The following is a 24,675-nucleotide window of genomic DNA, read 5'->3' as shown; positions in this document are numbered from 1 at the left end:
CTGGCTATCCCTTGGTCGAGCCGGCGGTGACGCCGTCGGTGATCTGGCGCTGGAAGAACAGGTAGATCGCGATCACGGGCAGGGCCGCGACGAGCACTCCGCCGGCGAAGAGCGGGATGTTGTCGGAGTACTGACCGCGCAACGCGGTGACACCGACCATCAGGGTGCGGTGCTGCTCGGACTGCATCACCAGCAGCGAGATCAGGACGTCGTTCCAGCAGAACAAGGCGTTGAGGATCCCGACCGAGAGCAGCGCCGGACGTCCGAGCGGCAGCATGATCCGCCGGTACACGCCGAGCGTCGTACTGCCGTCGACCCGCGCGGCCTCGACGATCTCGGCCGGGATGCGCGAGTAGAAGCTCGTCATCAGGAAGATCGTGAACGGCAGGAACTGGCCGGTGTAGGCGAGGATCAGCCCCACGTGCGTGTCGAGCAGGTGGATCTGACCGAGCACCCGGAAGAACGGCACCATGATCACCTGGAACGGAATCATCAACGCACCCAGGCAGACCAGGAACAGCCACTTGCGCCCGCGGAACGTCAACTGGCTGAACGCGTACCCGGCCATCGATCCGAGCAGCAGCAACAGCGCGACCGAGCCTGCGGTGACCACCACCGAGTTGAACGTGTAGCGGCCGAGACCGGAGGAGTTCCAGGCGTCGGCGATGTTCGCGGCGGTCAGGTGATCGGCCAGCGAGAAGCGGTCCAGGACGTACTCACGGCGCGACTTCATCGCCACATTCAGCGTGAACACCATCGGATAGATCGTGGCCAGTGCCAGCAGGCACATCGGGATCGCGACGACCCAGCGGCCGAATCCACGCTCGCGCATCGCTCACACCTCCTTGGTGGCGCGCTTGATCAGCCGGATCTGCGCGAGCCCGACCAGCAGCATCAGCACGAACAGCACCATCGACGCGGCCGAGGCCAGCGCCGGGCTGTTCATCTGGCCCTGGGTGACCCAGATGTAGAACTCCGGCAGGTACGTCGCACCGCCCGGCCCGCCCGCGGTCATCACGTAGACCAGGCCGAACATCCCGGTCAGCATCCCGATCATCGTGGTGACGAAGACGAACTGGATCGTCCGGCTGAGCTCCGGGATCACCACGTGCCAGACGGTCTGCGGCAGCGTCGCGCCGTCGCACCGCGCGGCGTCGAGCAACGACTGGTCCAGCGTGGAGAACCCCGCCATGAAGATCACCAGCGCCATCCCGAACGTCGCCCAGATGTGCACGCCGATCACCGACAGGATCGCGACGTGCGAGTTGCCCAGCCAGTCGACCGGCGCGAGACCGGCCTTGCCGAGCAACTGGTTCAGCGGCCCGTCGAACGACAGCAGGATGTTGAAGATGGCGCCGATGATCACCGGCGACAGCACCACCGGGAAGAAGTACACGCTGCGGTAGAACCGATGGCCGGGGACCTTCAGGAACAAGAACGTTGCCAGCAGCCCGGGTACGGCGACGGCGACCGGCAGCGCCAGGAACAACAGGCCGACGTTCCTGACCGCGGTCCGGAACACCGGATCGTCCAGCAGCGTGCGGTAGTTGGCCAGCCCAACGAACAGGCCGTTGCGGTCGCCGTCCCCGGTGAGCGAGTACTGCGCACCGAGGACGAGCGGCACGATCCGCAGCCCGACGATGATCAGCAACGCCGGCGTCACCAGCACCAGCGCCGCGATCTGGTGCTCGCCGAGGTGCCGCCGGCGAACTGCCGTCGTACTGCGTCGTGCCGTGGCCGGCTGCACCATGGTCTGCTCTCCGGACCCGCTCACTTGTCCGACGCCGCCAGCTGAGTCAGCACCTGGTCGACTGTTACGTCACCGCTGATCAGTTGCTGGGAGAGCCGGTGCATGAGGTCCAGCGTCTTCGCCGACAGCGCGGTGTGCAGCAGCGGCTTACTGTCCGGCAACCAGGACACGATCTCGCCGGCCGCCTTCACATCGACCGACTTGGTGTCGACGGTCTTATCGGCGGCGATCGCGCCGGCCTTCTCGAAGAACGACTTCTCGGCGTCCGTGCTCGCGAGGCTCTTCACCAGGTCGACCGCGAGCGCGGGGTCCTTCGTCCACTTCATCACGCCGTACCCGATGCCGCCCTCCGCGGGCAGGAAGGTCGAGGTGACGTTCGCCGGGTTCGACACCGGCGGCTTGTAGACGCCGAGATCCGGGCCGAGGAACTCGTCGAACGACTTCCAGTGCGCGGTGTCGGAGATCAGCCCGATCACGTTGCCGCCCTTGCCGCCGGAGAACATCGTGAACTGGTCCATGAACATGGCGGTCGAGTTGACGCCCTTGTTGTACCAGCCCTCGTCGTTCGTCTTCTTCCACAGATCGAAGATCTGCTTGACCTCGGGTGACTTCCAGTCCCGCTTGCCGGCCAGCCAGGCGTCGTACTGCGCCGGGCTGAACACGCCGGGGCCGAAGCCGGACAGGAAGAACTCGATGCCGAGGCCTTCCTTGTTGCCGAGGTTGAAGCAGGCGTTGCCGGACTTCTTGATCGCCGCGCAGGTCGTCTGCAGCTCGGTCAGGGTCTTCGGCGGCGTCTCCGGATCGAGGCCGGCCTTCTTGTAGACGGCCTTGTTGTAGTAGAAGGGGAAGCCTTGCAGGGTGACCGGCACGGCGTACGTCGCACTGTCCTTGCGGAACGCGTCCCAGCCGACCAGCCGGTCTTTCAGGTCACCGACCTTGTCGTCCAGCGGCAGCAGAGAGGAGACCCGGTCCCGCATCTGCGCGCCGCCGTTGAACATCGAGATGTCCGGGCCCTTGCCGGCCTGGATCGCCGTACCGAGCAGTGTGTAGTACTGGTCGTACGGCTGCGCGACGAACTCGACCTGGACGCCCGGGTGCTTGGCCTCGAAGTCCGACTTGGCCTTCGCGTAGTACTCCTTCGTGGTCGCGTCACCGGAGTGCCAGTCCCAGACGACGAGCTTGCCGCCGCCGGCGCTCGCCCCACCGCCGGACTGGGTCTGCGGCGCGGCGGCTCCGCAGGCGGCGGACACGAGTGCCAGCGCCGGAACGAGAGCGGCCGCGAACCAGCCGCGCCGCGGGCTGCGGATTCCCCGCGTGGTCGGACCTGAGGCGGTCGGCATCATGGCGCCCTCCTTGTTCGAGTTCGTTGAGCCCTGCGGCTCGGTTTGATGTTAGTTGTCTGTTGTCTGTTGTCAAGAGTTTGTTGACTGCTGAAGGATGGGCGAGAATCCGGTGGACAGACATCGGTGCAGACGAACTCGGGAGGCATCATGGCGTCGGACCCCGGACAGGCAACCGTGCGACTCGCTCCGGCGGCGGCCGCGCAACGTCCGGCGCGACTGGCCGACCTGGTGGTCGAGTCGATCCTCGACGGGGTGGTGTCCGGCGCGATCCAGCCGAACGCCGTGCTGCCGCCGGAGTCCGCCCTGTCCGAGCAGTTCCAGGTCAGCCGGATCACCGTCCGCGAGGCGGTCAAGCTCCTCGAGGCCAAGGGCCTGGTCGAGGTCCGCCGCGGGATCGGCGCGGTGGTGAAGGACGACACGAACTGGAACCTGCTGGACTCCGCCGTCCTCGCGGCCGCGGTCCGGAACGACGCGAACCTGGGCATCCTCGACGAGTTGGTCGGCGTCCGCGTCGCCCTCGAATCCAACCTGGCCGGCCTGGCCGCGGCGCAGGCGACCGACGAGGACCGCGCGGCGATCGAGGCGATCTTCCACCGACTCGAGGCCGACACGGCACGGCCCGAGGTCTTCATCCAGACCGACGTCGAGTTCCACGACCGGATCATGGCCGCGTCCGGGAACCGGCTGGCCCGGTCCATCGTGAGCACGGTGCACAGCCAGGCCCGGACCAGCATGCGCTACCAGGGCCACCCGAGCGTCGAGGACGTCCGTACGACGAACTCCGAGCACCGGATCGTGCTGGAACGGATCCTCGACCGCGACACCGCCGGCGCCGCCGAGGCCATGACCAGCCACATCAACTCCGCCTGGCAGCGTCGCCGCCCCCTCCCGCGCACCTGACTCGCGCCGGCGGCCGACTTCGGACAGCGGTCTCGGTGATCGAGATCAGCTGTTGACCGATCAGGGGGTCGCTTCTACGGTGCCGCTGACAGATGTCAGACAACAGACGACATAGGAGTCAAGCATGACCCGACCTCGTCCGCTCCGCGTGATCGCCGCCTCCTGCGCGCTGGTCCTCGGCGCCGCCGCCCTCTCCGCCTCGCTCGCTTCGGCCGCCCCGCGGCCGACCAACGTCATCCTGGTCGCCCCCGACGGCAAGAAGCCCAAGGACCTGCACGCCGACCAGGTCGTTCGCACACTCGACGCCGCCCAGGCACTGGCCCGGGCGAAGAACTCGACCGCCGACGTCCGCATCCTGCTGGCCGGCGGCACCTACGAACTGAAGAAGCCGCTGCGCTTCGGCTCCCGGGACGGCGGCCGCAACGGGCACACCGTCACCTGGCAGAGCGTGCCCGGGCAGCACGCCGTACTGTCCGGCGGTTCCAAGGTCACCGGCTGGACGCTGACCGACCCGGCGAAGAACATCTGGTCCGCCGATGTCCCGGTCGGCAGCCGGTCGCGTCAGCTGTACGTCGACGGGCAACTCGCGCAGCGCACCCAGTTGCTAGTGGCGGAATCGAAGAAGACCCGCGAGCACCTGGTCTTCAGCCAGCGTGGCCTGACGATCAACGATCCGGCGCTGGCCGAACGCATCGCCGGACTCTCGAATGCCGGCGAGCTCGAGATCGAGGAGCTGGGCTCGTTCACGGATCGCTACTCCCCTGTCCAGACGGTCGACGGCAGCACCCTGGTGATGGAGCAGCCGGCCTGGGACAACAACAACTTCGGCTACGACACGCTCAAGTCGCCGTACAACCGCGGCGCGATCTACCTGAACAACGCGTACGAGCTGATCTCCGGCCCGAACCAGTGGTACCTCGACTCCGCGAAGGGCAAGGTCTTCTACCGGCCGGCCGACGGGCAGTCGATGGCGGCGACCGACGTACGGCTGCCGCGACTGGAGTCACTGGTGCAGGTCAGCGGCAGCTACCGCGATCCCGTCCAGAACCTTGCCTTCAGCAACCTCACGTTCGCGCACACGACCTGGAACTTTCCTAGCGGTCCGCAGGGGTACGTCGACCAGCAGAGCGGCGCGCACATCGTCGGTAAATACGCCAAGCCGGCCGATTTCCTGACCAGTTGCCAGGACGGCTGTCCCGAGTTCGAGAAGACCCGCAACGAGTGGCATCAGATCCCGGCCGCCGTACAAGTGTCCGCCGCCGAGCACGTCGCCTTCGACGGCAACAGCTTCGAGCAAGTCGGTTCGGTCGGGCTCGGCCTCGGCATGGATCCGAACGCGCACGCGTCCGGCGTCGGGTACGGCGCCGGCGAGATCGATGTCCGGGGCAACAGCTTCACCAACAGCGCCGCGTCGGCGATCGTGGTCGGCGGCGTGCAGCCCGACGCGCACCATCCACGGGACCGGCGGATGACGAACCACGACGTACGCATCGTCGACAACACGATCAAGGGCGTCTCGAAGAGCTACCGCGACAACGCCGGCATCCTGTCGACGTACGTCACCCGCGCGACGATCACGCACAACACCCTCACCGACCTGCCGTACGACGGCGTCGACATCGGCTGGGGATGGGGTATCAACGACCCGGGCGGCAACCAGTACTACCTGGAGGCCGGGCTCTACAACCACCAGCCGATCTACCGGACGCCGACGACGTTCCGGGAGAACTACGTCGCCTACAACCTGATCCACGACACCAAGCAGGCGATGCACGACGGCGGCAGCATCTACACGCTCTCGTCGAGCCCCGGCACCGTGATCGAACGCAACTACGTGTACGACAGCCAGGTGACATTCGGCGCGCTGATCGACCAGGGGACGCGGTACGTCGTGATGCGCGACAACGTGTTCCTGGGCAGCAGCCGCTGGGTCTACATCAACGCCGACGACGGCAACCCGGACACCTTCAACACCAAGGACAACCTGGTCACCGGCAACTGGTGGGACGTCGGCCCGGCCCGCAACCCCGAGGGCCCCGGCTACAACAACCAGGTGGTCGGCAACACCCAGATCACCGACGGCGTCTTCCCGCCGGAGGCCCACAAGGTCATGACCGAAGCAGGCACCCGCCGCTGACCTGAACTGATTTACTTCGGTCATTGACAAAAAGAACCGGGATGCATACGGTCCCGGTTTATGGAGACACACGACGGATCTCGGGCCGCGGGCCGGTCACGCATCCTGCTCGCGGTCGACGAGCCCGAACTGGGCGCGTTCTTCCCGGCGGCGGCGCGGCACGAGCTCGGCGAGCTGGGCCGCGTCCGCGTCGCCACCACGTCCGCGCTACAGGATCTCGACACCTTCCGGAAAGCCCTGGCCGGGGTCGAGATCCTCGTCGCGGCGTGGCGGTTCCCGTGTCTCACCGCCGAGCGCCTCGACCGGGCGCCGCGGCTGCGGTTCGTCGCCTATGCCGCGTCGTCGTTGCGGTCGATCACCGGACCCGACTTCTGGCAGCGCGGGATCCCGATCTCGCAGGCCGGGGACGCGATGGCGCCGGCCGTGGCCGAACTGGCGCTCACCTACTCCCTCGCACTCCTGCGACGTGTCCCCCGCCTGGATCACAACCTCCGCAGCGACGGCTGGGAGCGCGCCCGCGACATCCCCCGTGCCCGGGAGCTCCGCGGCGCCAGGGTCACGGTCGTCGGAGCGTCCCGGACCGGCCGCGCCTACATCGCGGCGGTCCGGGCCCTCGGTGCGGAGGTTCGCGTCTACGATCCGTACCTCCCACCCGGGGACGAGCTGGCGCCGTACGCCGACGATCTCGCAACGCTGTTGCCGCGCACCGACGTACTGTCGATCCACGCGCCGGGCAACCCCGAGACGCGGCACCTGATCGATGCTCATGCGCTCGCGCTCCTGCCCGACCGCGCCGCGGTCGTCAACACGGCACGTGCCTCGATCATCGACCTCGACGCCCTGTACGCCGAGGTTTCGTCGGGTCGATTGGACGCGGCCATGGACGTGTTCGACACCGAGCCCCTCGAACCTGGGGATCGCTGGACCCGGCTCCCCAACGTGCTCGTCTCACCGCATGTCGCCGGCGCGACCCGTGAGTCACGCGCCCGGGCGGGACGCATCGTGCTCGACGAGATTCGCCGGTACCTCGACGGCCGTCCGCTCGAGCACGCCGTCACCCCGGCCGCCCTCGCGAGAATGGCCTGAGCCGCGATGCGATCCAACATCCTCTTCGTCCACTGCCACGACCTGGGGCGGTTCCTCGGCTGCTACGGCGTACCGACCGTGCACACCCCGAACCTCGACCGGCTGGCAACCGAATCCGCCGTCTTCGACCTGGCGTTCTCGGCGGCGCCGCACTGCAGCCCGGCTCGGGCAGCTCTGTTCACCGGCACCTATCCGCAGAGCAACGGTGTGCTCGGTCTGACGCACAGCCCGTTCAACTGGGACCTGAACGACCCCTCGATCCACCTGGCGCAGCGGCTGCACAGTGTCGGGTATCGCACCGAACTCATCGGCGTGCATCACGAATCACGCACCCTGCCCGACGCCGAGGTCGCCCGTCGGCTCGGCTTCGACCGGGTCCGCACCGACCATTACCACCTCACCGTCGCCGATCGCGCGATCGAGTCGTTGCAGGCGTCGGCCCGGAGCGGGGAACCGTTCTACCTGCAGGTCGGGTTCCACGAACCGCATCGGTCGCCGTCAGACCGTGACCGTCCGGGCGTCATGGGGTTTCTCGGGCCGGACATCCAGCCGGACACCACGCTGGGCCTGTCGGTTCCTGCGTTCCTGCGTGACGATCCGGGCGCGCACGAGGAGATCGCGGAGCTGCAGGGCGCCGTACGGCGACTGGACGACGGCGTCGGCCGGATCCTGAACGCGCTCGATGCCACTGGGCTGCGCGAGGACACGATTGTCGTCTTCACCACCGATCACGGACTGGCGCTGCCGCGCGCGAAGTGCACGCTGTACGACCCGGGCCTCGAGGTCGCGTTGATGATCCGCGCGCCGGCACGGCCCTCCTGGCAAGGCGCCCGCATCGGCACGCAGGTCAGCCATCTCGACGTGATGCCCACCTTGTTCGAGCTGATCGATCACCCGGTCGACGGCGTCAGCGGATCCAGTCTGGCCGGTCTCGTCGAGGGCCGCGACCCCACGGCGCGCCCGGTCTTCGGGCAGCTCACGCACCACATCTACTACGACCCACGAAGATCCGTGCGTACGCCGGAGTTCAAGCTGATCGCGAACTTCTCGAACGCACCGCAGGCGATGGATCCGACGCAGTCCTGGGTCCATCGCAGCACCCCCGTCGCGCTGGCGGGGCCGACGCTCGGATCGTCCGCTCCGCTCGAGCTGTACGACCTCGCGGCGGATCCCGCGGAGACGACGAACTTGGCCGGCGATCCGGCCCACGACGACACCGTCCGCTCACTCGCGCGCCTGCTGCTCGAGTGGATGCGCCGCGAAGACGATCCGCTGCTGACCCCGACCAGCTTCAGCCCCAGACACCAGCAAACCCTCGAACTGCTGAACTCCGCAGTTGCCCAAGGCAAGGAGAGCCACGTGAAACGACGCCTCTTCGTGGCCGCGACAGCCGTCGTGGCCACGGCACTCAGCCTGACCGGCTGCACCTCCGGCGACGACGCCTCGTCGGACGCCGGCAAGGTGGTCCTCTGGATGTACCCGGTCATCAAGGACCCGACCGCCAGCAAGAAGTTCTGGCAGGACGCGACGGAGGGCTTCGAGAAGGACCATCCTGGTACGGAGCTGGAGATCCAGCTGCAGACCTTCGACAAGCGCGACGCACAGATCTCGGCGGCCCTCGCCGCCGGGTCCGGTCCCGATCTCGTCCTCATCACGCCCGACCAAGCAGCGACGTACCTCAAGGTGGGCGGTCTGCTCCCGGTGGACGACGCCGTGTCCAAGTCCCGCGAACAGTTCTACCCGAGCGCCCTCTCGGCGGCGAGGTTCAGCGACAAGACGTACGGCGTACCGATCTTCCAGAACATCTTCACCACCGCCTACAACACCAAGGTCTTCACCGACGCGGGCATCGCCCTCCCCCGCACGTGGTCCGAGATCCTGACGGCAGCGCCCGTGCTGGCACGCCGCGGGGTTGCCGTCATGGACTATGTCGGGAATCCCGAGCAGACGCTGAACATGTCGTTCTATCCCCTTGTCTGGCAGGCGGGCGGGCGGATCTTCAGTCAGGACGGCAAGGATGTCGCGTTCGACTCTCCGGAAGGTGTCGCCGCACTGCAGTTCCTCGTCGATCTGAAGAAGGCCGGTGGGCTGCCGGCCGACGCTGCGACCGAAGGGGTCGCGATCGAAGGCTCTCCGATGGCCGCGGGCAAGGTTGGCCTCCGGCAGCTGACGTCGCTGCCCGAGGTCGGACAGCTCCGCGCGGCGCTCGGCAAGCAGAACGTGGTCCTGGGCGCGCCGATCGCCGGGAAGGCACCGGCCACCTACGGCAGCCCCGGCCTTCTCGCCCTGACCTCGATCAACAAGAGCAAGAACCGCGCCGCGGCGTACCAGGTCCTCGAGTACCTCAGCTCGGCCGCGTTCCAGAAGTCCCTGATCGGGGCCGCGGGCAACTTCCCGGTCCGCAAGGACGTGCGGCTCGACAAGTCGACACCGGATCTGACGGCGATGCAGACCGCCCTGGCCACCGCGAACCCCGGCGAGCCGTCGCCCGTGTCGCGTCAGGTGATGACGATCCTCGCACCGCACGTCCAGGCCGCGCTTCGCGGTGACGTCAGCCCCGAGGACGCGCTCAAGAAGGCCGCCGCCGAAGCACGTACGGCGCTTCAGCAGTCCTGACGACACGGCGGCAACGAGAGGTAGAGATGTCGAGTCAAACACTGTCCCGGCGACGTGAGGCGATCACCGGTGTGCTGTTCCTGCTCCCGGTGCTGGTGATCTTCGTTGCGTTCAAGTTCGTCCCGATCCTCGGGGCCGCCGGCATGAGCTTCACGCGGTACCGGCTGAACGGCGACGTGACCTTCATCGGCGGCGACAACTACACGCGACTGCTCGCCGACGCGAACTTCTGGCACTCGGTCGGGGTGACCTTCCTGTACGTCGTCCTGTTCGTGCCGGCCACCATCGTCGTATCGCTCGGCGGCGCCATGCTGCTGAACGCCGTGGCAGGCAGTGCGACCGGGATCTTCCGGGCTCTGCTGTTCATCCCCTACCTCAGTTCGTTCGTGCTGGCCGGGATCATCTGGTCCTGGATCTTCCGGAGCGACGGGCCGCTGAACGCGGCTCTCGGCGAGCTCGGTCCAGTGCACTTCCTGACGGGGAACCGGCTGCTCGTGCTGGCGAGTCTGGCGGTCGTCTCGATCTGGAAGGGCTTCGGATACTCGATGCTCGTCTTCCTGGCCGGGCTGAAGGCGCAACCGGCGGAGGTGTACGAGGCCGCGCTCCTCGACGGTGCGTCGCCGCGCCAGATCTTCCTCCGGATCACCCTGCCGCTGCTGAAGCCGGTGTTCTTCTTCGTGCTGGTGATGGAGACGATCATCGGCTTCCAGGTCTTCGACACCATCTACGTGATGACCGGCGGCGGACCGGCCCGGGCGAGCTTCAGCATCACCTACTTCCTCTACGACGCGGGCTTCAAGTTCCTCGACTTCGGGTACGCCGCCGCGATCGGCGTCGCGCTGTTCCTCATCGTCCTGGTCCTGTCGATCCTCCAGCGCCGCTGGCTCGAGGAGAAGGAGACGGCATGAAGCGTCCCCAGCCAGGGTTGATCACCCTGCTCTGCATCGCCTCGTTGTTCACCGTCGCGCCGCTGATCGCCGTCGTGATCCTCGCGTTGTCGCCGCAGGACGCGCCGACGATCCCGCTCGCCTGGCCGAAGGAACTCACCTTCGACAACATCGTGCGGATCGTCCGCCTCGGATCCTTTCCGCGCTGGTTGCTCAACTCGTTCTGGTACTCGGCGATCTCCGTCGTGGTGATCCTGTTCACCTCGTCGATGGCGGCGTACGCCCTGGCCCGCAAGCGGTTCCCGGGCCGCAACGTCGTCCTGTGGTCGATCGTGGCGACCTTGATGGTGCCGGTGCAGACCACCTTGATCCCCACCTTCGTCCTGGTGGCACGCGTCGACGGCGTGAACACGTTGTGGGGGCTGATCCTGCCGACCCTGGCCAACGCCCAGGCGGTGTTCCTCATTCGCCAGTTCATCCGCGAGCTGCCCGACGAGCTCTTCGACGCGGCGCGCGTCGACGGTGCGGGCGAATGGCGGACGTTCGTGTCAATCGTGCTGCCGCTGGTCCGGCCGATCCTCGCCACCCTCGCGATCTTCCTGTTCCTCTGGCACTGGAACGATCTGCTCTGGCCTTTGGTCGTCGGGCAGTCCGACGCGGCTCGGACCCTCACCGTCGGGCTCGCCAGCCTGAACACCGAGACCGTCTCGACCTCGAACCTGATGGCGGCCGCGCTGATCAGCTTCCTGCCCTGCCTGCTGATCTTCGTCGTCCTGCAACGCCACATCGTGGCCGGCATCGCGGCGACCGGAGTCAAAGGATGAACCCGGTCCGCTTCGGCCTGGTCGGCACCGACTCGCCCCACGCGGTGTCCTTCACCAAGTTGTTTGCCGACGGCACCGTCGCGGGCGGGCAGGTCGTCGCTGCCTGGTCTGGAGAACCACGCGACGACTTCCCGCTCAGCAGCCGTGGCGTCGCCAACGCGCGCACGCTGGCCGAGCTCGGCGTGGCTTTGCTCGACACCCCGGAGCAGGTCGCCGAGCAGGCGGACGTGATCCTGATCGTCGAAGCAGACGCCCGTACGCACGCCGGCCTCTTCCACCGCGTCGCCCCGGCCGGCAAGCCCGTCTACGTAGACACCAGGTTCGCGATGACCTCGGACGAGGCCCGCAGCATGCTCGAGACCGCCGGCACCCTCGTGCTGGCCGGTTCCCCGAAGCGGTTCACGCCGGAGTTCCAGCGTTGCCTACGCGCCGAACCCGTCCTCACCGCAGACCTCACCGGCCCACTCCCGACCCAGCCCGGTCATCCAGGCCTCTCCTGGTACGGCGTCCACCTGGTCGACCTCGCCGTCGCAGCCCTCGGCCCCGGCTGCGAACGCGTCCAACTTCACGACGACGTACTCACTCTGACCTGGCCGGACGGCCGCCAGGCCCGACTCTCAGGCCCTGCAGAGTGGGAGCCAGTCACCAGAGGGCGCCTCCACTCCGCGACCGGCGAGCAATCCTTCGAACTCGTAGCCGGCGAGCCGATGCTCGCCGGCCTCCTCACCGCCCTGGTCGCCGCCGCCCACGACCACCACCCCACAGTCCCCGCCCCCGAGATCCTCGACATCGTCGCCATCATCGAGGCCGGCAACCGCTGCCTCGCCGGAGCCGGCCCTCAGCCCGTCCGCCCCTAGCGGCCGACGGCCTTGGCGAGCTGGGCCTTTGTCATGGTGGAGCGGCCCTTGATGTTCTTCTGTTTGGCCTCGTTGTAGAGCTGTTCCTTCGTCCGGCCCTTCGACCCGCTGTGTGAGCGCAGGCCGCCGCGGCGTCCGGACGAGATGTCGTGGGTGGAGGAACGGCTCGACTCCTTCGCCTCGCCGGAGCGGGCGCGTTCCTTGTTCACGGTCCGCGCCGCGATCTCCTCGGCGACATCCTCGCTCCGGCCCCGGTCCTTCAGGCCTTCCTTGATGTGCTCGTACTGCCGTTCCCGCTTCCGATTCGATCCTGCAGGCATGTCGGTCACTCCTTCCGTCACGCCTCCCGGTACCCGGACCTCCCGGCCACAACCAATTGACGGACGGTCCGGTGCCAGGGGTTGGATCGCAGCGCCGGGTTGAGGAGGGCGGCGGCCACGCAGTACTTGCTGACGTGGATCGGGCGGATTCGGAGGTCTCGCAGTACGGCGTCGGCGGCTCCGGTGCGGCCGTTGGTCTTGCTTTCGACGAGGACGGAGTCGGGCAGCACGTCGATCGAGCTGGTCGCGTCGGAGAAGCGCAGGTCGACGTCGCAGGTCAGCCGCTCGTGCGCCGCCGGATCGGTGAGCGTGCTCCTGCGGTACGTCGTGACGAGCGAGGGCTGCAGTCCGTCCACAGGCCCCACGCCGTACGTCGTCCTGAGCTGCTCGGCCAGGAAATCGCGGGCGGGGCCGGTCAACCGCCCGCGGTCCGAGACGGCGTACGGCAGTCGTGACTTGATCGTCTCGGAGCGGTTGCCCTTCAGCTTCACCTCGAAGCTGCACTCGCCGCTGTCCAGATAGGTTCGCGTGCGCACCTTGTACCGGTAGCGCCGGCGCTGGAGGTGATGCCTGTACAGCCCGTGCGACGGCGTGTCGAAGTACACGGACTCGTACTGAAAACTCCGCTGCCCGTCGATCTCCAGTACGGCGAACCTGTCGCGCAGCCGGTTCACCAGCTCCACGAACACCCCGACCGGGACCAGGTACTTGCGATCCACCCGAACCTGCAACGCCGCCTCGGCCAGCACGTCCTCCAGCGAGATCGGCGGCAACTCGGCGAGTGCGCCCGCCAGCGCGGCCCGTGTCCTCACGACGCGTACCGCTGGAACGGACGTACTGCGGCCGGCGCGTCCGCCCGCGTGCGATAGCGCACGTCGACGACGGTCGTGTCGGTGACCAGATCCAGATCGAGTACGACGAAGTACCGGACGTCGGCGCGCAGCAACCGCTCGAGCGCCGGGCCGACGTCGCGGACATCCGGGTACGCCTGATCGAGAACGACCCTCTGCCGCCGCGACCGCAGCGTGAGCCGCGGATGGTCGACGACGTACATCAGGGCGACCAGCAGGAAACTCAACGCGGGCGCGAGCCAGAACGGGCCGGGATGCAGGCCGTTGACGAGGCCGAGAGCCAGCGAGATGAAGTAGTACGCGACCTCTTCCTGGGTGATCGAGTCCGAGCGGAGCCGGATGATCGAGAGGATGCCGAACAGGCCGAGTCCGAGCCCCATCCCGGCGCCGCTGCCGGCCAGCATCGCGGTGACCGCGAGGACGCCGACGTTCAGCGCGACGTACGCGAGCAGCAGGTCACGCCGGTGGTAGCGGCGGAAGTAGGTGCCGTAGGCAAGCAGACCGATGGCGAACAGATCGGCGGGTATCGCGAGTCCCAGACCGGACATGGTTTTCCTCCAGGTGGCTGATGTTGCTTCCACCTTTCCGCCCGCGGGTGAGACCTCGCTGAGGCTTCCGTGAGAGAGCTCTCACGGAAGCAGGCGGTACCCCATCCCCCGCACCGTCTGGATCCGGTCGGCGCCGAGTTTGCGGCGCAGGTACCGGATGTAGACGTCGACCACGTTCGAGCCCGGGTCGAAGTCGAAGCCCCAGACCTGCGAGAGCAGCTGTTCGCGGGACAGCACCTGGTCGGGATGGCGGCAGAACACCTCGGCGAGCAGGAACTCCCGCGCCGTGAGGTCGATCGAGGCGCCGTCGACGAACGCGCGCCGGGTCCGCAGGTCCAGGCTGAGCTCGCCGACCTGCAGGATGTTCGCGTCCGGCGTACCTTCGCTGCGCAGCCGGAGCCGGACCCGCGCCAGCAACTCCTCGAACGCGAACGGCTTGGCGAGGTAGTCGTCCGCGCCGCCCTCCAGCCCGGCGACCTTGTCCCGGACGCTGTCGCGCGCGGTCAGGATCACCACCGGCATCACGACCCTTGCCTCCCGCAACCGTCGCAGCACGGTGAACCCGTCCACGCGCGGCAGTCCGATGTCCAGGACCATCAGGTCGTAGTTGCCGGTAGCGCCTTCCTGGTACGCCGTCTCACCGTCGCCGACCACCGTCGTCACGAACCCGTTGCTGCGCAGACCGCGCTCGACGAACGAGGCGATCCGCTCCTCGTCCTCGGCGATCAGAATCCGGTTCACTCCGCCTCCACTCCGGCCGGCAACGCCAGCTCGAACCGCGCACCCGGGCCGGCCGCCAGCCGGACGTCGCCGCCATGCGCCCGGGCGATCGATCGTACGATCGCCAGTCCCAACCCGGCTCCTTCCGTACGGCGCTGCGCCGTACCGCGGGCGAACCGCTCGAAGATGCGCTCCCGATCCTCCGGCGGAACCCCCGGCCCGGAGTCGGCCACCCACAGCAGCACGCTCCCGTCGGCGTCGAGGTACGAACCGACCTCGATCCGGTCATCCGTCTTCGTGTGCCGGACCGCGTTGGACACCAGCTGCATCAACGCCTGCGTGAGCCGCTGACCGTCGGCGACGATCGTCGCGTCCGCGGTCCCCGCGACCCGCCAGGCCCGCTCGGCCAGCGGTCGCGCCTTGGCCACCACCTCGACGACGAGTTCGGTCAGGTTGACCTCGTCGAGCTCGAGGAACCCGGGCCGGTCGCTCTTCGCCAGGACCAGCAGGTCGTCGACCATCCGGTTCATCCGGGACAGCTCGTCCAGCACGAGCGCCTTGGTCTCGGCGCGGTCCCGCGGGTCGTCGCCCATCAGCTCCAGGTGCCCGCGAATCACCGTGATCGGCGTCCGCAATTCGTGCCCGGCGTTGTCGACGAACTCGCGCTGCGCAACGAACGCGTCCTCGAGCCGGTCCAGCATCGTGTTGAACGTCCGCGCCAGGTGCGCGACATCGTCGTTGCCCACGACATCGATCCGGCGCCGCAGGTCGGTCTCGCTGATCCGCTCGGCCGTCGTCCGCAGCTGCCGGATCGGAGCCAGCACCCGGCCGGTGATCAGCCAACTGGCGCCGGCGGCCAGCACGAGCGTGATCGCGGCGATGATCACCAGCGCGCGGGCCGCTTCCATCGACGGCTGTGCGATCAGGTCCCGGAACTCGAGGACGACGAGCTGCGCCCGGACCGGCTGCGCTCCGATCCGCACCGGCAGTACGCCGTACCGGACGCGGCCCGCGGTGCTGTCGATCCAGCCGTACGCCGGTTCTCCTGCGCCGGCGAGGCGCCGTACGAACGCTGCGTCGGTGTCGAGGCGCGCGGGCGGACTGCCCTGGCTGCGGTGGTACGGACTGCCGTTGACGATGGTGAACAGGGCCTCGGAGTCGTCCGGCAGGTTGCTCTGCAGCCACCGGTCCAGCAGGTCCTCCGGGCGCTGGAAGGACGCGGCGGCGGGCGAGGCCGCGAAGGCGCGGAACTTGTTCGCCTCATGGGTGAGTTCGTCGTCCGCGGAGTCGTCGGCGCGGGCTGCGAGCACCTGCCAAGTGAGGAAGACCAGTGCGCCCAGGGCGAGAGTGAGGACGCCGAACATCCAGCCGATGATCCGCACCCGGGCGCTGACCACCGGGCGGCGGTCAGCCATCGTCGTCCGGGTCGTCCACACCGTCATCGTCGTCATCCACCCCGGCCGTCCGAGCCGGCGCAGGCGAGACCGGCGACGCTCCCGTGGCCGTCGGCGTCGTGGTCGGCGATGTCGAGGGAACCGGGGTCGGCGTAACCGCTGAGGCCGGTACGACGACTGTGTCACCGAGTTCCGGCGCAGACCGGCCGGCCAGATACCGGGGCAGCACGAACCCGGCCACCACCAGCACACCGGCGACGACCCCATAGATCACACGTGGAGACCGCATCCTCAAAGCCTGCGATCCCACCCGAAGAACCGCATGAGCCGAACATTACAGATTTCTCATCAAACAGGCGGCCGGTGGGTCAGGTTGTTGGGTAGGCCTCGAGGTCGTAGAGGGAGTAGCCGTATTGGGTGGCTCGGTGGACTCCCTGGAGGCGGAGGTAGCGGGCGGTGGTGTCGAGCCAGAGGGTGTCGGTGCCTCCGTCGCCGTCGGTTACCTCGGTCGCGGTCGTCCAGGTGCTTCCGTCATCCGAGACCTGGATCTGGTACGCCGAGCCGTACGCCGCCTCCCACCGCAGCACGAGCTTGCCGAGGCGCGTCGACGTACCGAGGTCGACCTGGAGCCACGAGGCGTCGTCGTAGCCGGACGCCCAGCGCGTGGCCGGGTCGCCGTCGACGGCGAGATCCGCGGTGAACGACGTACCGGGTTCGATGCTTGAGGCATCGGCCGGGCGATCCAGGGCCGCGTTGGTGGCGCTGGTGCGGGGGCGTACGGCGACGCGCAGTACGGCCTCGAAGGTGGTCGTACCGGAGGTGAAGGTCACCGGAATGTCCACGTCGGCAAGGGCCGCGTCGGCGGGAGGCGTCAGCTTCACAATGATCGACTGGGTGAATCCGCGTTTGACGGATACCGGCGTACTGGCCGGGTTCGCGGTCCACCCGGCCGGCGGGGCGACGCGCAACGTGCCACTCACGTCCGCGCCGCGTTCGGCGGAGATGTCGACCACGAAGCTCGACGCCGCACCGCGGACCACGTCGGCCCGATCCGCGTCGACGTGCAGTCCGGCGAGCGGCGTGTCACTCCACAGCGGCACAACCTCGGCCACGGCCGGGGTCCCGCTCTTCCACACCAGCCGCACGGCCTCGGCGCGAAGATCACCCACGGGCACCTCGGCGTACGCCGATGACACGGAGCCGACGCGCTGCCAGGCGCCCCCGACCTGCACCTCAACATCCGCCGACCCCACGTTCTGTTGGAGAATCGTGAGCCCAGCCAACTCCCGCGGCGCCGACAGGCCGACGGTCAACGCGTCGCCGGCGCCAGGCGCCGCGACCGGAACGTAGGCGGTCTCCAGGTTTCCGTCCACCGCCCGCTGGTACGACGATCCCGGCGCGGGCGCCGGCGTACCACCGGCTGTCAGCGTCGTCTTCCGCCCGCCGATCGTCTCCACCGAGAACTCTCGGACCACCACCCAGAAGTCGGTCGCGGACAACGACCGGTACCGCACATAGCGCGCGGTCGTGCCGGTCGGCGCCGTGGTCCGCACCTCGGCCGTGGTCGCACGGGTCAGCTCGGTCCACCGCGTGCCGTCGAGCGAGTACTCCAGCGCGCCCGACTGGATGTAGTCGTTCGGGCTGGACGTCTTGCCCATCAGCAGTTCGATCGCGCCGATCGTCGTCGGTTCCCCGAGATCGACCCGGACCTCGGAGCCCTGATCGGGCGTGCCGTTGCTCCAGAAGAACGTGTTCGGGTCGCCGTCGACCATCCGCGCCGGCACGTTGTCCTGGTAGGTGCCCAGGTTCGTCGTCGCGGTGCGACCCGGCTGTACGCCGAGCCAGCGGTCGTAGACCCGGCCGGTCTCGGCGATCAGTTCGTCGACGACCCGCTCGCCGATCCGCGGATAGGTGCCGCTGTGCGGCAGTCGCCCGTCCCGGATCGCCTTGGCCTCGGTGACGAGACCGCTCATCTGCTGCCGCGCGGTCCAGGCCGCCGCTCCGTCGCCGGCGTTCAGCGCGGCGAGCAGATCGAGGGCGCGTCCCATCGCCTGTCCCCACAACTCTGTTGCCTTGAGCCACGATTCCGCCTCGTCGGCGAATGCGGGATCGACGACGCCCGCCCGGATCACTCCTGGCGCAGCGGTGATGGCCTTCACCCGCGGCCGCAGTCCGGCGATCGCCTGGGCGCGCTGCCCGGCCCGCCACTGCTGCCAGAACTGCTCGACCGCGGCACCGAACACCGGGGCACTCTCCGGATGCAGCGTGCCGTCGTACGTGTTCAGATCCGCGAACACCTGCAAGGCCGCGGCCGTCGCCGGGTTGCCGCCCGCCCGCTCGGCCAGCGCGCGACGCCAGGACGCCTGCTCGTCGTACTTCGCCGGGTTCCACCCGAGCTCGGCGAACGAGTACAGCGCGATCTTGCTGACCGCCGCCTGGTTCATCGGGTTCGAGATGACGCCGACGACGTGATCGGCGATGGCGGGTTCACGGCCGCTGTACGGCGCGAGCAGCAGCCGGCCGGCGGCGTAGTCGTTGACCGGGTAGTTGTCCCAGATCAGGATGTCGTGGCCGAACACGGCCTTCGCCTGGGCCGCCTGCGCCGCGGTGATCGTCCGCGGCACCACTCCGATCCCGGTCCAGTGCACGACCACGTCGGAGTCGAGCTGCTCCCGCAAAGCCTTCTTGTACGGCGTTTCGCTGACGTTGTAGTACTCCGTCGGCACCATCTGCAGCGGCGCGACGTCCGCCTTGGTCTCGACCCATTCGCGCTGCACCCGGTTGAGCAGATCGCTCTGCGCCTGGCCGGCGGCGCCTCCGCCCGTGCCGTACTTCGCCTTGTCCGCATCGCAGTGCCACGAGTTGTAGTCGATGTCGTCGAGCGGCACGTTGAAGGATCGGGCGCCCACGTCGTACAGCGCCTGGAACTTCGCGATCAGGGCCTGGAAGTCGGCGTCCGAGGTATAGCAGATCGAGAGACCCGGTGAGAGCGCGAAGGTGAAGTCCACCTTGTTCTGGCGCGCGCGGGTGACGAGCTCGGCGAGTTGGGCGAGCTTGTCGGCCGGGTACGGGTCGCGCCATTGCTCCCGGTGGTACGGGTCGTCCTTCGGCGCGTACTCGTACGTGTTCATGCGATGGTCGCCGAGGTAGCTGAGCTCGTCGAGGCGGTCCGCGTGCGACCAGGGTGTGCCGTAGAAGCCCTCGATCGCGCCGCGGTAGCGCATCGTCGGCCAGTCACGGATCGCGACGCCGGGCATCCAGTCGCGGCCGGGGCGGGCCTGGATCAGCTGCGCGAGCGACTGCGCCGCGTAGTACGTGCCGTCGGAGTCCACGCCGTCGAGGACCACGTGGCCGCGATCGTGCCGGTCGCGGCCGGCGGCGAGAACGTACCCCTCGACGGGCAGGCCGGTGCTGTCCGGAACACGGAGCGCGCGGAGCACCGACGCGTCACGGCCCAGCCAGATGGTCGTCGGCGTACCGGGGTCGGTGCCGTTCGTGGTCCGGATGTTCGTCACGCCGGCACGGCTCAGTGCCTGGCGTACGACGCGCTCGGCGTCCGCATCGGAGCGCGCCGTGCGGACCAGTCCGACAACCGGGGTGAGCGGGAAGCCGTCGGCACGTTGCACGAGTTGCTGTGGCTGGGGTGAGACCGCGGCAACCGCGGGACCGGTCGCACCGGCGTACTGCGGCAGAAGTGCGAGTGGGGCGACCAGGGCGAACACGCTGACAGCAGACCGGAGCAGGCGCATCGAGTCTCCTCGGGCATGGGCGGATGAGGCCAGTTAGCCAGTGCGCGTAACTGCACGTCAAGTGCTCGACCTAGGCAGCTTCAGGCAATCTCATTCACTTGTGGGATTGGATATTCACATAGTGGATCTTGAATGTTACGTTCCTGCGATGCGACTAGCTGGAGCCGGTGCCGGACTGTTGGTGGTTGCGTCGATGCTCGTGCCGGCGAAGCCTGTTGAGGCCGTGGATGCCGCACCCGCGGCCGGCTACACGCTGTCGTGGGCCGACGAGTTCGACGGTGCTGCCCCGGATACGGCGGAATGGACGTTCCGGACGGATCTGAAGGGAAGTCAGCAGCTCGCCGACAACGTCAAGGTCGGCGGTGGACTGATGACGATCTACCTGTGCCCGAAGAACAAGAGCGGTGCGAACTGCCAGACCACGGTGGACTCCGGCAACGCGTACACAGGCGGCGGGCTGATCAGTAAGCGGAGACTGCGCTACGGGTACTACGAGACCCGGGCGAAGACGAACGTCGGCAGCGGGTGGCATTCCTCGTTCTGGGCGGCGCAGATGGGCGGCGCCAGCCCGCAGACCGAGATCGACGGCTTCGAGATCGACTCGAACCTGCCGGGGTACATCCGGCACAACGTGTTCGCCTGGGGCCAGGGGTACACCCCCACCAGCGAGGTCTACGACGTCGGGTTCGACACCTCGGCGGCCTTCCACACCTACGGGTTCGAATGGCTGGAGGACTCGGTCAAGTTCTACGTCGACGGCACTCTGGTCGACGAAGGCGACGTACCGGCGGCGTACCCGGCCGACAGCTACGTGCACAACTATCTCAACGTGTTGCTGACGTCGATCGCCTACAAGCCGCTCGAGAATCCGGTGGACGAAACCGCGCTTCCCGGGAAAGTGCAGTTCGACTACTTCCGCTACTACCAGCGTGACGCGTACGCCGACAACGACGCCCCCGGCGGCAGCTACACCGAGACCGGCACCGGCTGGGGAGCGACCGGGATCCGGGCCTTCGCCGGACTGACCGGACGTTATTCCTGCGACAGCGGGACCGCCGCGCGGTGGACGATCACTCCCCCGGCCACGGGAACGTACGACGTCTACTTCTACCGGGCCGGTGGCGCCGGCGGGCAGGTCGACGCACCCGTCACGGTCTGGGACGGCAGCACCGCACTGATCCGGTCCGAGGTCGATCTCACCCAGGCCAGCGGCTGGGTCCTGCTCGGCAACCACGCTCTCACCGGCGGTACGACGTACATCGTGCGGATCGATCGCGACGGGGCGGGTTGCATCCGCGCCGACTCCGTCAAACTCGTCCGCTCAAACTAGGAGGTCGCGGTCGTGAAGGTCCGCAAAGCTGTCACTATCGGAATCATCGCCGTACTCCTCGCCGGCGGGCTCGTGAACACTGCGCCTGCTTCATCGGTCGCGGCGACACCTGCGCTGCCGGTTCCGGGGTACCAGCTTGCCTGGTCCGACGAGTTCGACGGTGCGCGACTCGACACCGGTTCGTGGTTCTACCGCGAGGGCGAGAAGGCGCTCTGCTCCAACAACCCGGGCAACGTCTCGGTCGCCGCCGGTTCGCTGCGGATCGCGTTGAAACGCGAGGACCGCAACGGGATGCCGTACACCTGCGGCGGGGTGATCAGCCAGAAGACCTTCGGCTACGGGTACTACGAGACGCGCGCGAAACTGTGGGGCGACCAGGGCTTCCACTCGGCGTTCTGGACGACCGGGCTGTCCGACTACGTGCCCGACACCCCGCAGTACAAGGGCCCCAACAACCGGGTGAACGAGATCGACGGCTTCGAGGTCGACTCGCACGCGCCCGACGTCTTCAGCCAGGTCTCGCACTGGTTCGTTCCGCAGCACATCGGCAACCCCGGCGGGGTGTACCGCGGTCCGGACTCCTCCAACGGCTACCACGTCTACGGCTTCGAATGGACGCCGACCGAGGTGCGCTACTTCATCGACGGCCAACTGACGCGCGTCCTGCCCAAGCCCGGACCGCACGGTCTGCAGAACATCTGGCTGACGACCCTAGGATTCACCGCACCGGTCGACGAGACCAACCTGCCCGGCGAAACGGCCTGGGACTACTTCCGGTACTACGCGCCGGTCCAGTCCGATGCCGACGTGTCCACCGGCACCGTCGTGGTCGACAACGGCGACCCCGGGTACGCCGAGACCGGTCAGTGGACCGATGACGTCGCGGACGGGCATCACCAGACGTTCGGCTTTCAGGACAAGGATGTACGACGTACCGAGGACCCGACGGCGTCGGCCGGCTGGCGACCACAGCTGCCCGCCAAACAGTCGTACGAGGTGTTCGTCTGGAACCCGAGTTTCCTGCACACCGGCCAGAAGGCCGCTCGTTACACCGTCAGTCACGACGGCGGTCAGACCGCGGCGGTCGTGAACCAGGACAGCGCCGGTCAGCAATGGGTGAGCCTCGGTTCCTATCGGATGACGCCCGGCCGCGGTCAAGGAGTGCGCGTCACGTCGGACGCGGCGGGCATTCTTCGGGCCGACGCGGTGAAGTTCGTCCCGGCCGTTGTCGTGGACAACGATCAGACCGGCTACAGCGAAGAAGGAACGTGGCAGTCCTCGAGTTCGGTGACCGGGTGGCGCGGGCAGGACACGCGATGGTCGGGCGATCCGGCCGCGACGGCGCGCTGGGCGCCGACGTTGCCGCGCAGGACGACGTACGACGTCTATGCCTGGATTCCGGACGGCCGGCAGGACGGCGAGACTCGCGTCGGGGTCACCGATCCCGGCTATACGGAGTCCGGTGCGTGGGCTGCGTCGAGTCTGACCGGTTGGGACGGTACCGCGACCAGGACGACGAACGACACCAAGGCCACGGCGCAGTGGCGGCCGGAGTTGCCGATCGCCGGACGATACGAGGTGTCTGCCTGGGTGCCGAACGACGCGATCAGTACTACCGCGGCGCGCTACACGGTCGAGCACCCGGGTGGTCAGAGTTCGGTCGAGGTCAATCAGACAACGGGAGGCAAGCAGTGGGTGTCGCTGGGCACCTACGATTTCGCCGCCGGGACAGCCGGGCGGGTCACGATCGCGAACGCCGCGGGGCGCGGTTATCTGCGGACCAACGTGGTGCGGTTCGTTCGTGTCGGCGCTGATCAAGCCACGCCGCCGACGTACAACGTCACGCATGCTGGTGGGGTCAGTGCGGTCGCCCCGGATCTGAGTCTCGGGGTGGATCGGTGGGTCAAGCTGGGGAACTTCGCGTTCGATGCCGGCAGCAAGGGTTCGGTCACGGTCAGCGGGACGGGCGGGGTCGTGCGCGCCGACGCGGTCAAGTTCCTTGCGGCGCCTGCTCGTAGTCAGTTGCCCTCAGCACCGAAGGCGGTGGCCGCGTACGTTCGGCCGAATCCGTCGAACGGGGACCAGGTCCTCCAGGTGCGGTGGCTGCCGAACGGCGCGATCGGGCACCACGTGTACCTCGACGGGAATCGGGTCACCTGGCAGCCGGTCCGCGGTGGTTCGTTCCGGATGAACGAACTGCTCGCAGGGCAGACGCACCGAGTGACCGTGACGTCGGTCGATCGGGCCGGCAACGAGTCTGTGCCGTCGACGCCTTTCATGATTCACGTCCCGGCGGACAAGGTGCCTCCGGCAACACCAGCAGGCGTGACTGCTGAGGCGACGAACGGCGGAGCGGTGCTGTACTGGCCGCAGAGCACCGAGATCGATCTGCACGGATACCACGTGTACGTCGATGGCCGGCGAGTCACCGACGTACCGACCGGCAACCCGGCGGACGCCCAGTCGCGCGCACTCGGCTTCCCGGTGCGGGATCTCACGAACGACGTCACCCATACCCTCGCGGTCACCGTGGTGGATCAGACCGGCAACGAGTCGAAGCCGACGACTGTGCAGGTGATACCGAAGCCGATGGCTGTCGTCGGAATCACCGACCCTGGCTACACCGAGACAGGGACCTGGACCGGGTCGAGCGTCGCAGGTTGGCAGGGCACCTCGACTCGAACCAGCAACACCGCAACAGCGACGGCCGACTGGCGACCGGCCCTGGAAACCTCCGGCGAGTACGACGTCTACGCCTGGGTCCCGAACCACCTGAACAGCACCACCGCCGCGCGTTACACCGTCACCCACGCGAGCGGATCCGACGCAATCACCATCGACCAGACAACCGGCGGCGCCCGCTGGATCCTCCTCGGCCGCTACCCCTTCACCGCCGGCACCACAGCGCACATCACCCTCACCAACACAGCAGCCACCGGCTGGCTCCGCACCAGCGCCGTGAAGTTCGTACCCGTCACTTCAGGACTCGGAGGTTCCAGATAGCGGAGTGCCGCGTTCGTCGGGCGCGGCGGCGAAGACGGAGGGATTGCCGAAGCCCAGCGACTGCAGGAGAGTCGCGAGCCCGCTGACGAAGATCCCGGCCGTCACCAGCAGGCCGATGTCCGGCGCGGACAGTCCGGCCGCGGTCCCGACGATCAGCGGCGGCGCGATCAGGCCGCCGTACATGGTCAGGATGTGCTGGGTGCCGTAGACGAGCAACTGCGCGAAGGGCAGCCGTTCGTCTTCGGGGCGGGCAGTCGCAGGAGTGCTGGAGGTCATGGAATTCCGCCTTCCGGAAATAAGATTCCGAGTGGCGACAGAGTGACACACCATCACCTCACCGTCAACGGTTTGTTGAAGTAC

At 68.0% G+C, this 24,675-nt stretch carries 20 protein-coding genes; 9 read left to right on the top strand and 11 right to left on the bottom strand.

Features of this window, described 5'->3' with window-relative positions:
• Positions 1–4 precede the first annotated feature (4 nt).
• From OHB24_RS23060 to OHB24_RS23050, 3 genes are read right to left on the bottom strand one after another with little or no spacing between them, the layout of a single operon-like run.
• On the bottom strand, positions 5–832 hold the full coding sequence (locus tag OHB24_RS23060; protein ID WP_327632882.1) for a carbohydrate ABC transporter permease: 828 nt from the start codon (positions 830–832) through the stop codon (positions 5–7).
• A 3-nt stretch (positions 833–835) separates the two neighbouring features.
• Complete coding sequence (locus OHB24_RS23055; protein WP_327632881.1) at positions 836–1,750, bottom strand: carbohydrate ABC transporter permease; 915 nt, start codon at positions 1,748–1,750, stop codon at positions 836–838.
• Positions 1,751–1,770: 20 nt separating this feature from the next.
• Entirely contained in the window at positions 1,771–3,093 is a 1,323-nt protein-coding gene (locus tag OHB24_RS23050) for an ABC transporter substrate-binding protein (RefSeq protein WP_327632880.1), read from the bottom strand.
• A 147-nt stretch (positions 3,094–3,240) separates the two neighbouring features.
• Between OHB24_RS23050 and OHB24_RS23045 the strand changes: the two genes are divergently transcribed.
• The 7 genes from OHB24_RS23045 to OHB24_RS23015 all read left to right on the top strand — a co-directional run bounded on the left by OHB24_RS23045 (position 3,241) and on the right by OHB24_RS23015 (position 12,400).
• The gene (locus tag OHB24_RS23045; RefSeq protein ID WP_327632879.1) at positions 3,241–3,993 is read left to right on the top strand and encodes a FadR/GntR family transcriptional regulator; all 753 of its coding nucleotides are present in this window, start codon (positions 3,241–3,243) and stop codon (positions 3,991–3,993) included.
• A gap of 124 nt (positions 3,994–4,117) precedes the next feature.
• Complete coding sequence (locus OHB24_RS23040; protein ID WP_327632878.1) at positions 4,118–6,130, top strand: right-handed parallel beta-helix repeat-containing protein; 2,013 nt, start codon at positions 4,118–4,120, stop codon at positions 6,128–6,130.
• Positions 6,131–6,190: 60 nt separating this feature from the next.
• Complete coding sequence (locus OHB24_RS23035; protein ID WP_327632876.1) at positions 6,191–7,216, top strand: hydroxyacid dehydrogenase; 1,026 nt, start codon at positions 6,191–6,193, stop codon at positions 7,214–7,216.
• A gap of 6 nt (positions 7,217–7,222) precedes the next feature.
• Positions 7,223–9,832, top strand: coding sequence for an extracellular solute-binding protein (locus tag OHB24_RS23030; RefSeq protein ID WP_327632875.1), 2,610 nt, complete (start codon positions 7,223–7,225; stop codon positions 9,830–9,832).
• Between the two features lie 26 nt (positions 9,833–9,858).
• The gene (locus OHB24_RS23025; RefSeq protein WP_327632874.1) at positions 9,859–10,740 is read left to right on the top strand and encodes a carbohydrate ABC transporter permease; all 882 of its coding nucleotides are present in this window, start codon (positions 9,859–9,861) and stop codon (positions 10,738–10,740) included.
• Positions 10,737–11,543, top strand: a complete 807-nt coding sequence (locus OHB24_RS23020; protein ID WP_327632873.1) for a carbohydrate ABC transporter permease — start codon at positions 10,737–10,739, stop codon at positions 11,541–11,543. Before OHB24_RS23025 ends, OHB24_RS23020 begins: the two co-directional genes overlap by 4 nt.
• A complete protein-coding gene (locus OHB24_RS23015) occupies positions 11,540–12,400 on the top strand; it encodes a gfo/Idh/MocA family oxidoreductase (protein ID WP_327632872.1) in 861 nt (286 codons plus the stop codon). The genes OHB24_RS23020 and OHB24_RS23015 overlap by 4 nt, the downstream gene beginning before the upstream one ends.
• Here the strand turns inward: OHB24_RS23015 and OHB24_RS23010 are convergent.
• From OHB24_RS23010 to OHB24_RS22980, 7 genes are all read right to left on the bottom strand, one after another.
• A complete protein-coding gene (locus tag OHB24_RS23010) occupies positions 12,397–12,720 on the bottom strand; it encodes a plasmid stabilization protein (protein ID WP_327632871.1) in 324 nt (107 codons plus the stop codon). The genes OHB24_RS23015 and OHB24_RS23010 overlap by 4 nt on opposite strands.
• Positions 12,721–12,737: 17 nt before the next feature.
• Positions 12,738–13,532: a polyphosphate polymerase domain-containing protein gene (locus OHB24_RS23005; RefSeq protein ID WP_327632870.1), complete on the bottom strand. Its 795-nt coding sequence runs from the start codon at positions 13,530–13,532 to the stop codon at positions 12,738–12,740.
• The gene (locus tag OHB24_RS23000) at positions 13,529–14,119 is read right to left on the bottom strand and encodes a DUF4956 domain-containing protein (RefSeq protein ID WP_327632869.1); all 591 of its coding nucleotides are present in this window, start codon (positions 14,117–14,119) and stop codon (positions 13,529–13,531) included. Before OHB24_RS23000 ends, OHB24_RS23005 begins: the two co-directional genes overlap by 4 nt.
• Positions 14,120–14,200: 81 nt before the next feature.
• A complete protein-coding gene (locus OHB24_RS22995; RefSeq protein ID WP_327632868.1) occupies positions 14,201–14,860 on the bottom strand; it encodes a response regulator transcription factor in 660 nt (219 codons plus the stop codon).
• On the bottom strand, positions 14,857–16,281 hold the full coding sequence (locus OHB24_RS22990; protein WP_327632867.1) for a sensor histidine kinase: 1,425 nt from the start codon (positions 16,279–16,281) through the stop codon (positions 14,857–14,859). Before OHB24_RS22990 ends, OHB24_RS22995 begins: the two co-directional genes overlap by 4 nt.
• Positions 16,247–16,522 (bottom strand): hypothetical protein, encoded by a 276-nt coding sequence (locus OHB24_RS22985; protein WP_327632866.1) that lies wholly within the window; start codon positions 16,520–16,522, stop codon positions 16,247–16,249. The genes OHB24_RS22990 and OHB24_RS22985 overlap by 35 nt, the downstream gene beginning before the upstream one ends.
• Before the next feature lie 79 nt (positions 16,523–16,601).
• Positions 16,602–19,982: a beta-N-acetylglucosaminidase domain-containing protein gene (locus OHB24_RS22980; RefSeq protein WP_327632865.1), complete on the bottom strand. Its 3,381-nt coding sequence runs from the start codon at positions 19,980–19,982 to the stop codon at positions 16,602–16,604.
• Positions 19,983–20,130: 148 nt separating this feature from the next.
• Here OHB24_RS22980 and OHB24_RS22975 point away from each other — a divergent pair, with 148 nt between their 5' ends.
• Positions 20,131–21,312 carry a family 16 glycosylhydrolase gene (locus tag OHB24_RS22975; RefSeq protein WP_327632864.1) on the top strand — a complete coding sequence of 394 codons (1,182 nt, stop codon included), beginning with the start codon at positions 20,131–20,133 and terminating at the stop codon, positions 21,310–21,312.
• Positions 21,313–21,324: 12 nt separating this feature from the next.
• Positions 21,325–24,315 (top strand): glycoside hydrolase family 16 protein, encoded by a 2,991-nt coding sequence (locus OHB24_RS22970; RefSeq protein ID WP_327632863.1) that lies wholly within the window; start codon positions 21,325–21,327, stop codon positions 24,313–24,315.
• Here the strand turns inward: OHB24_RS22970 and OHB24_RS22965 are convergent.
• Positions 24,292–24,591 carry a solute carrier family 23 protein gene (locus OHB24_RS22965; RefSeq protein ID WP_327632862.1) on the bottom strand — a complete coding sequence of 100 codons (300 nt, stop codon included), beginning with the start codon at positions 24,589–24,591 and terminating at the stop codon, positions 24,292–24,294. The genes OHB24_RS22970 and OHB24_RS22965 overlap by 24 nt on opposite strands.
• Positions 24,592–24,675: the final 84 nt, after the last annotated feature.

The sequence above is a fragment of the Kribbella sp. NBC_00482 genome (assembly GCF_036013725.1).
In the GTDB taxonomy this organism is placed as follows: domain Bacteria; phylum Actinomycetota; class Actinomycetes; order Propionibacteriales; family Kribbellaceae; genus Kribbella.
Note: the sequence above shows the minus strand (reverse complement) of the source record. Positions and strands in the feature narration are given on the sequence as shown.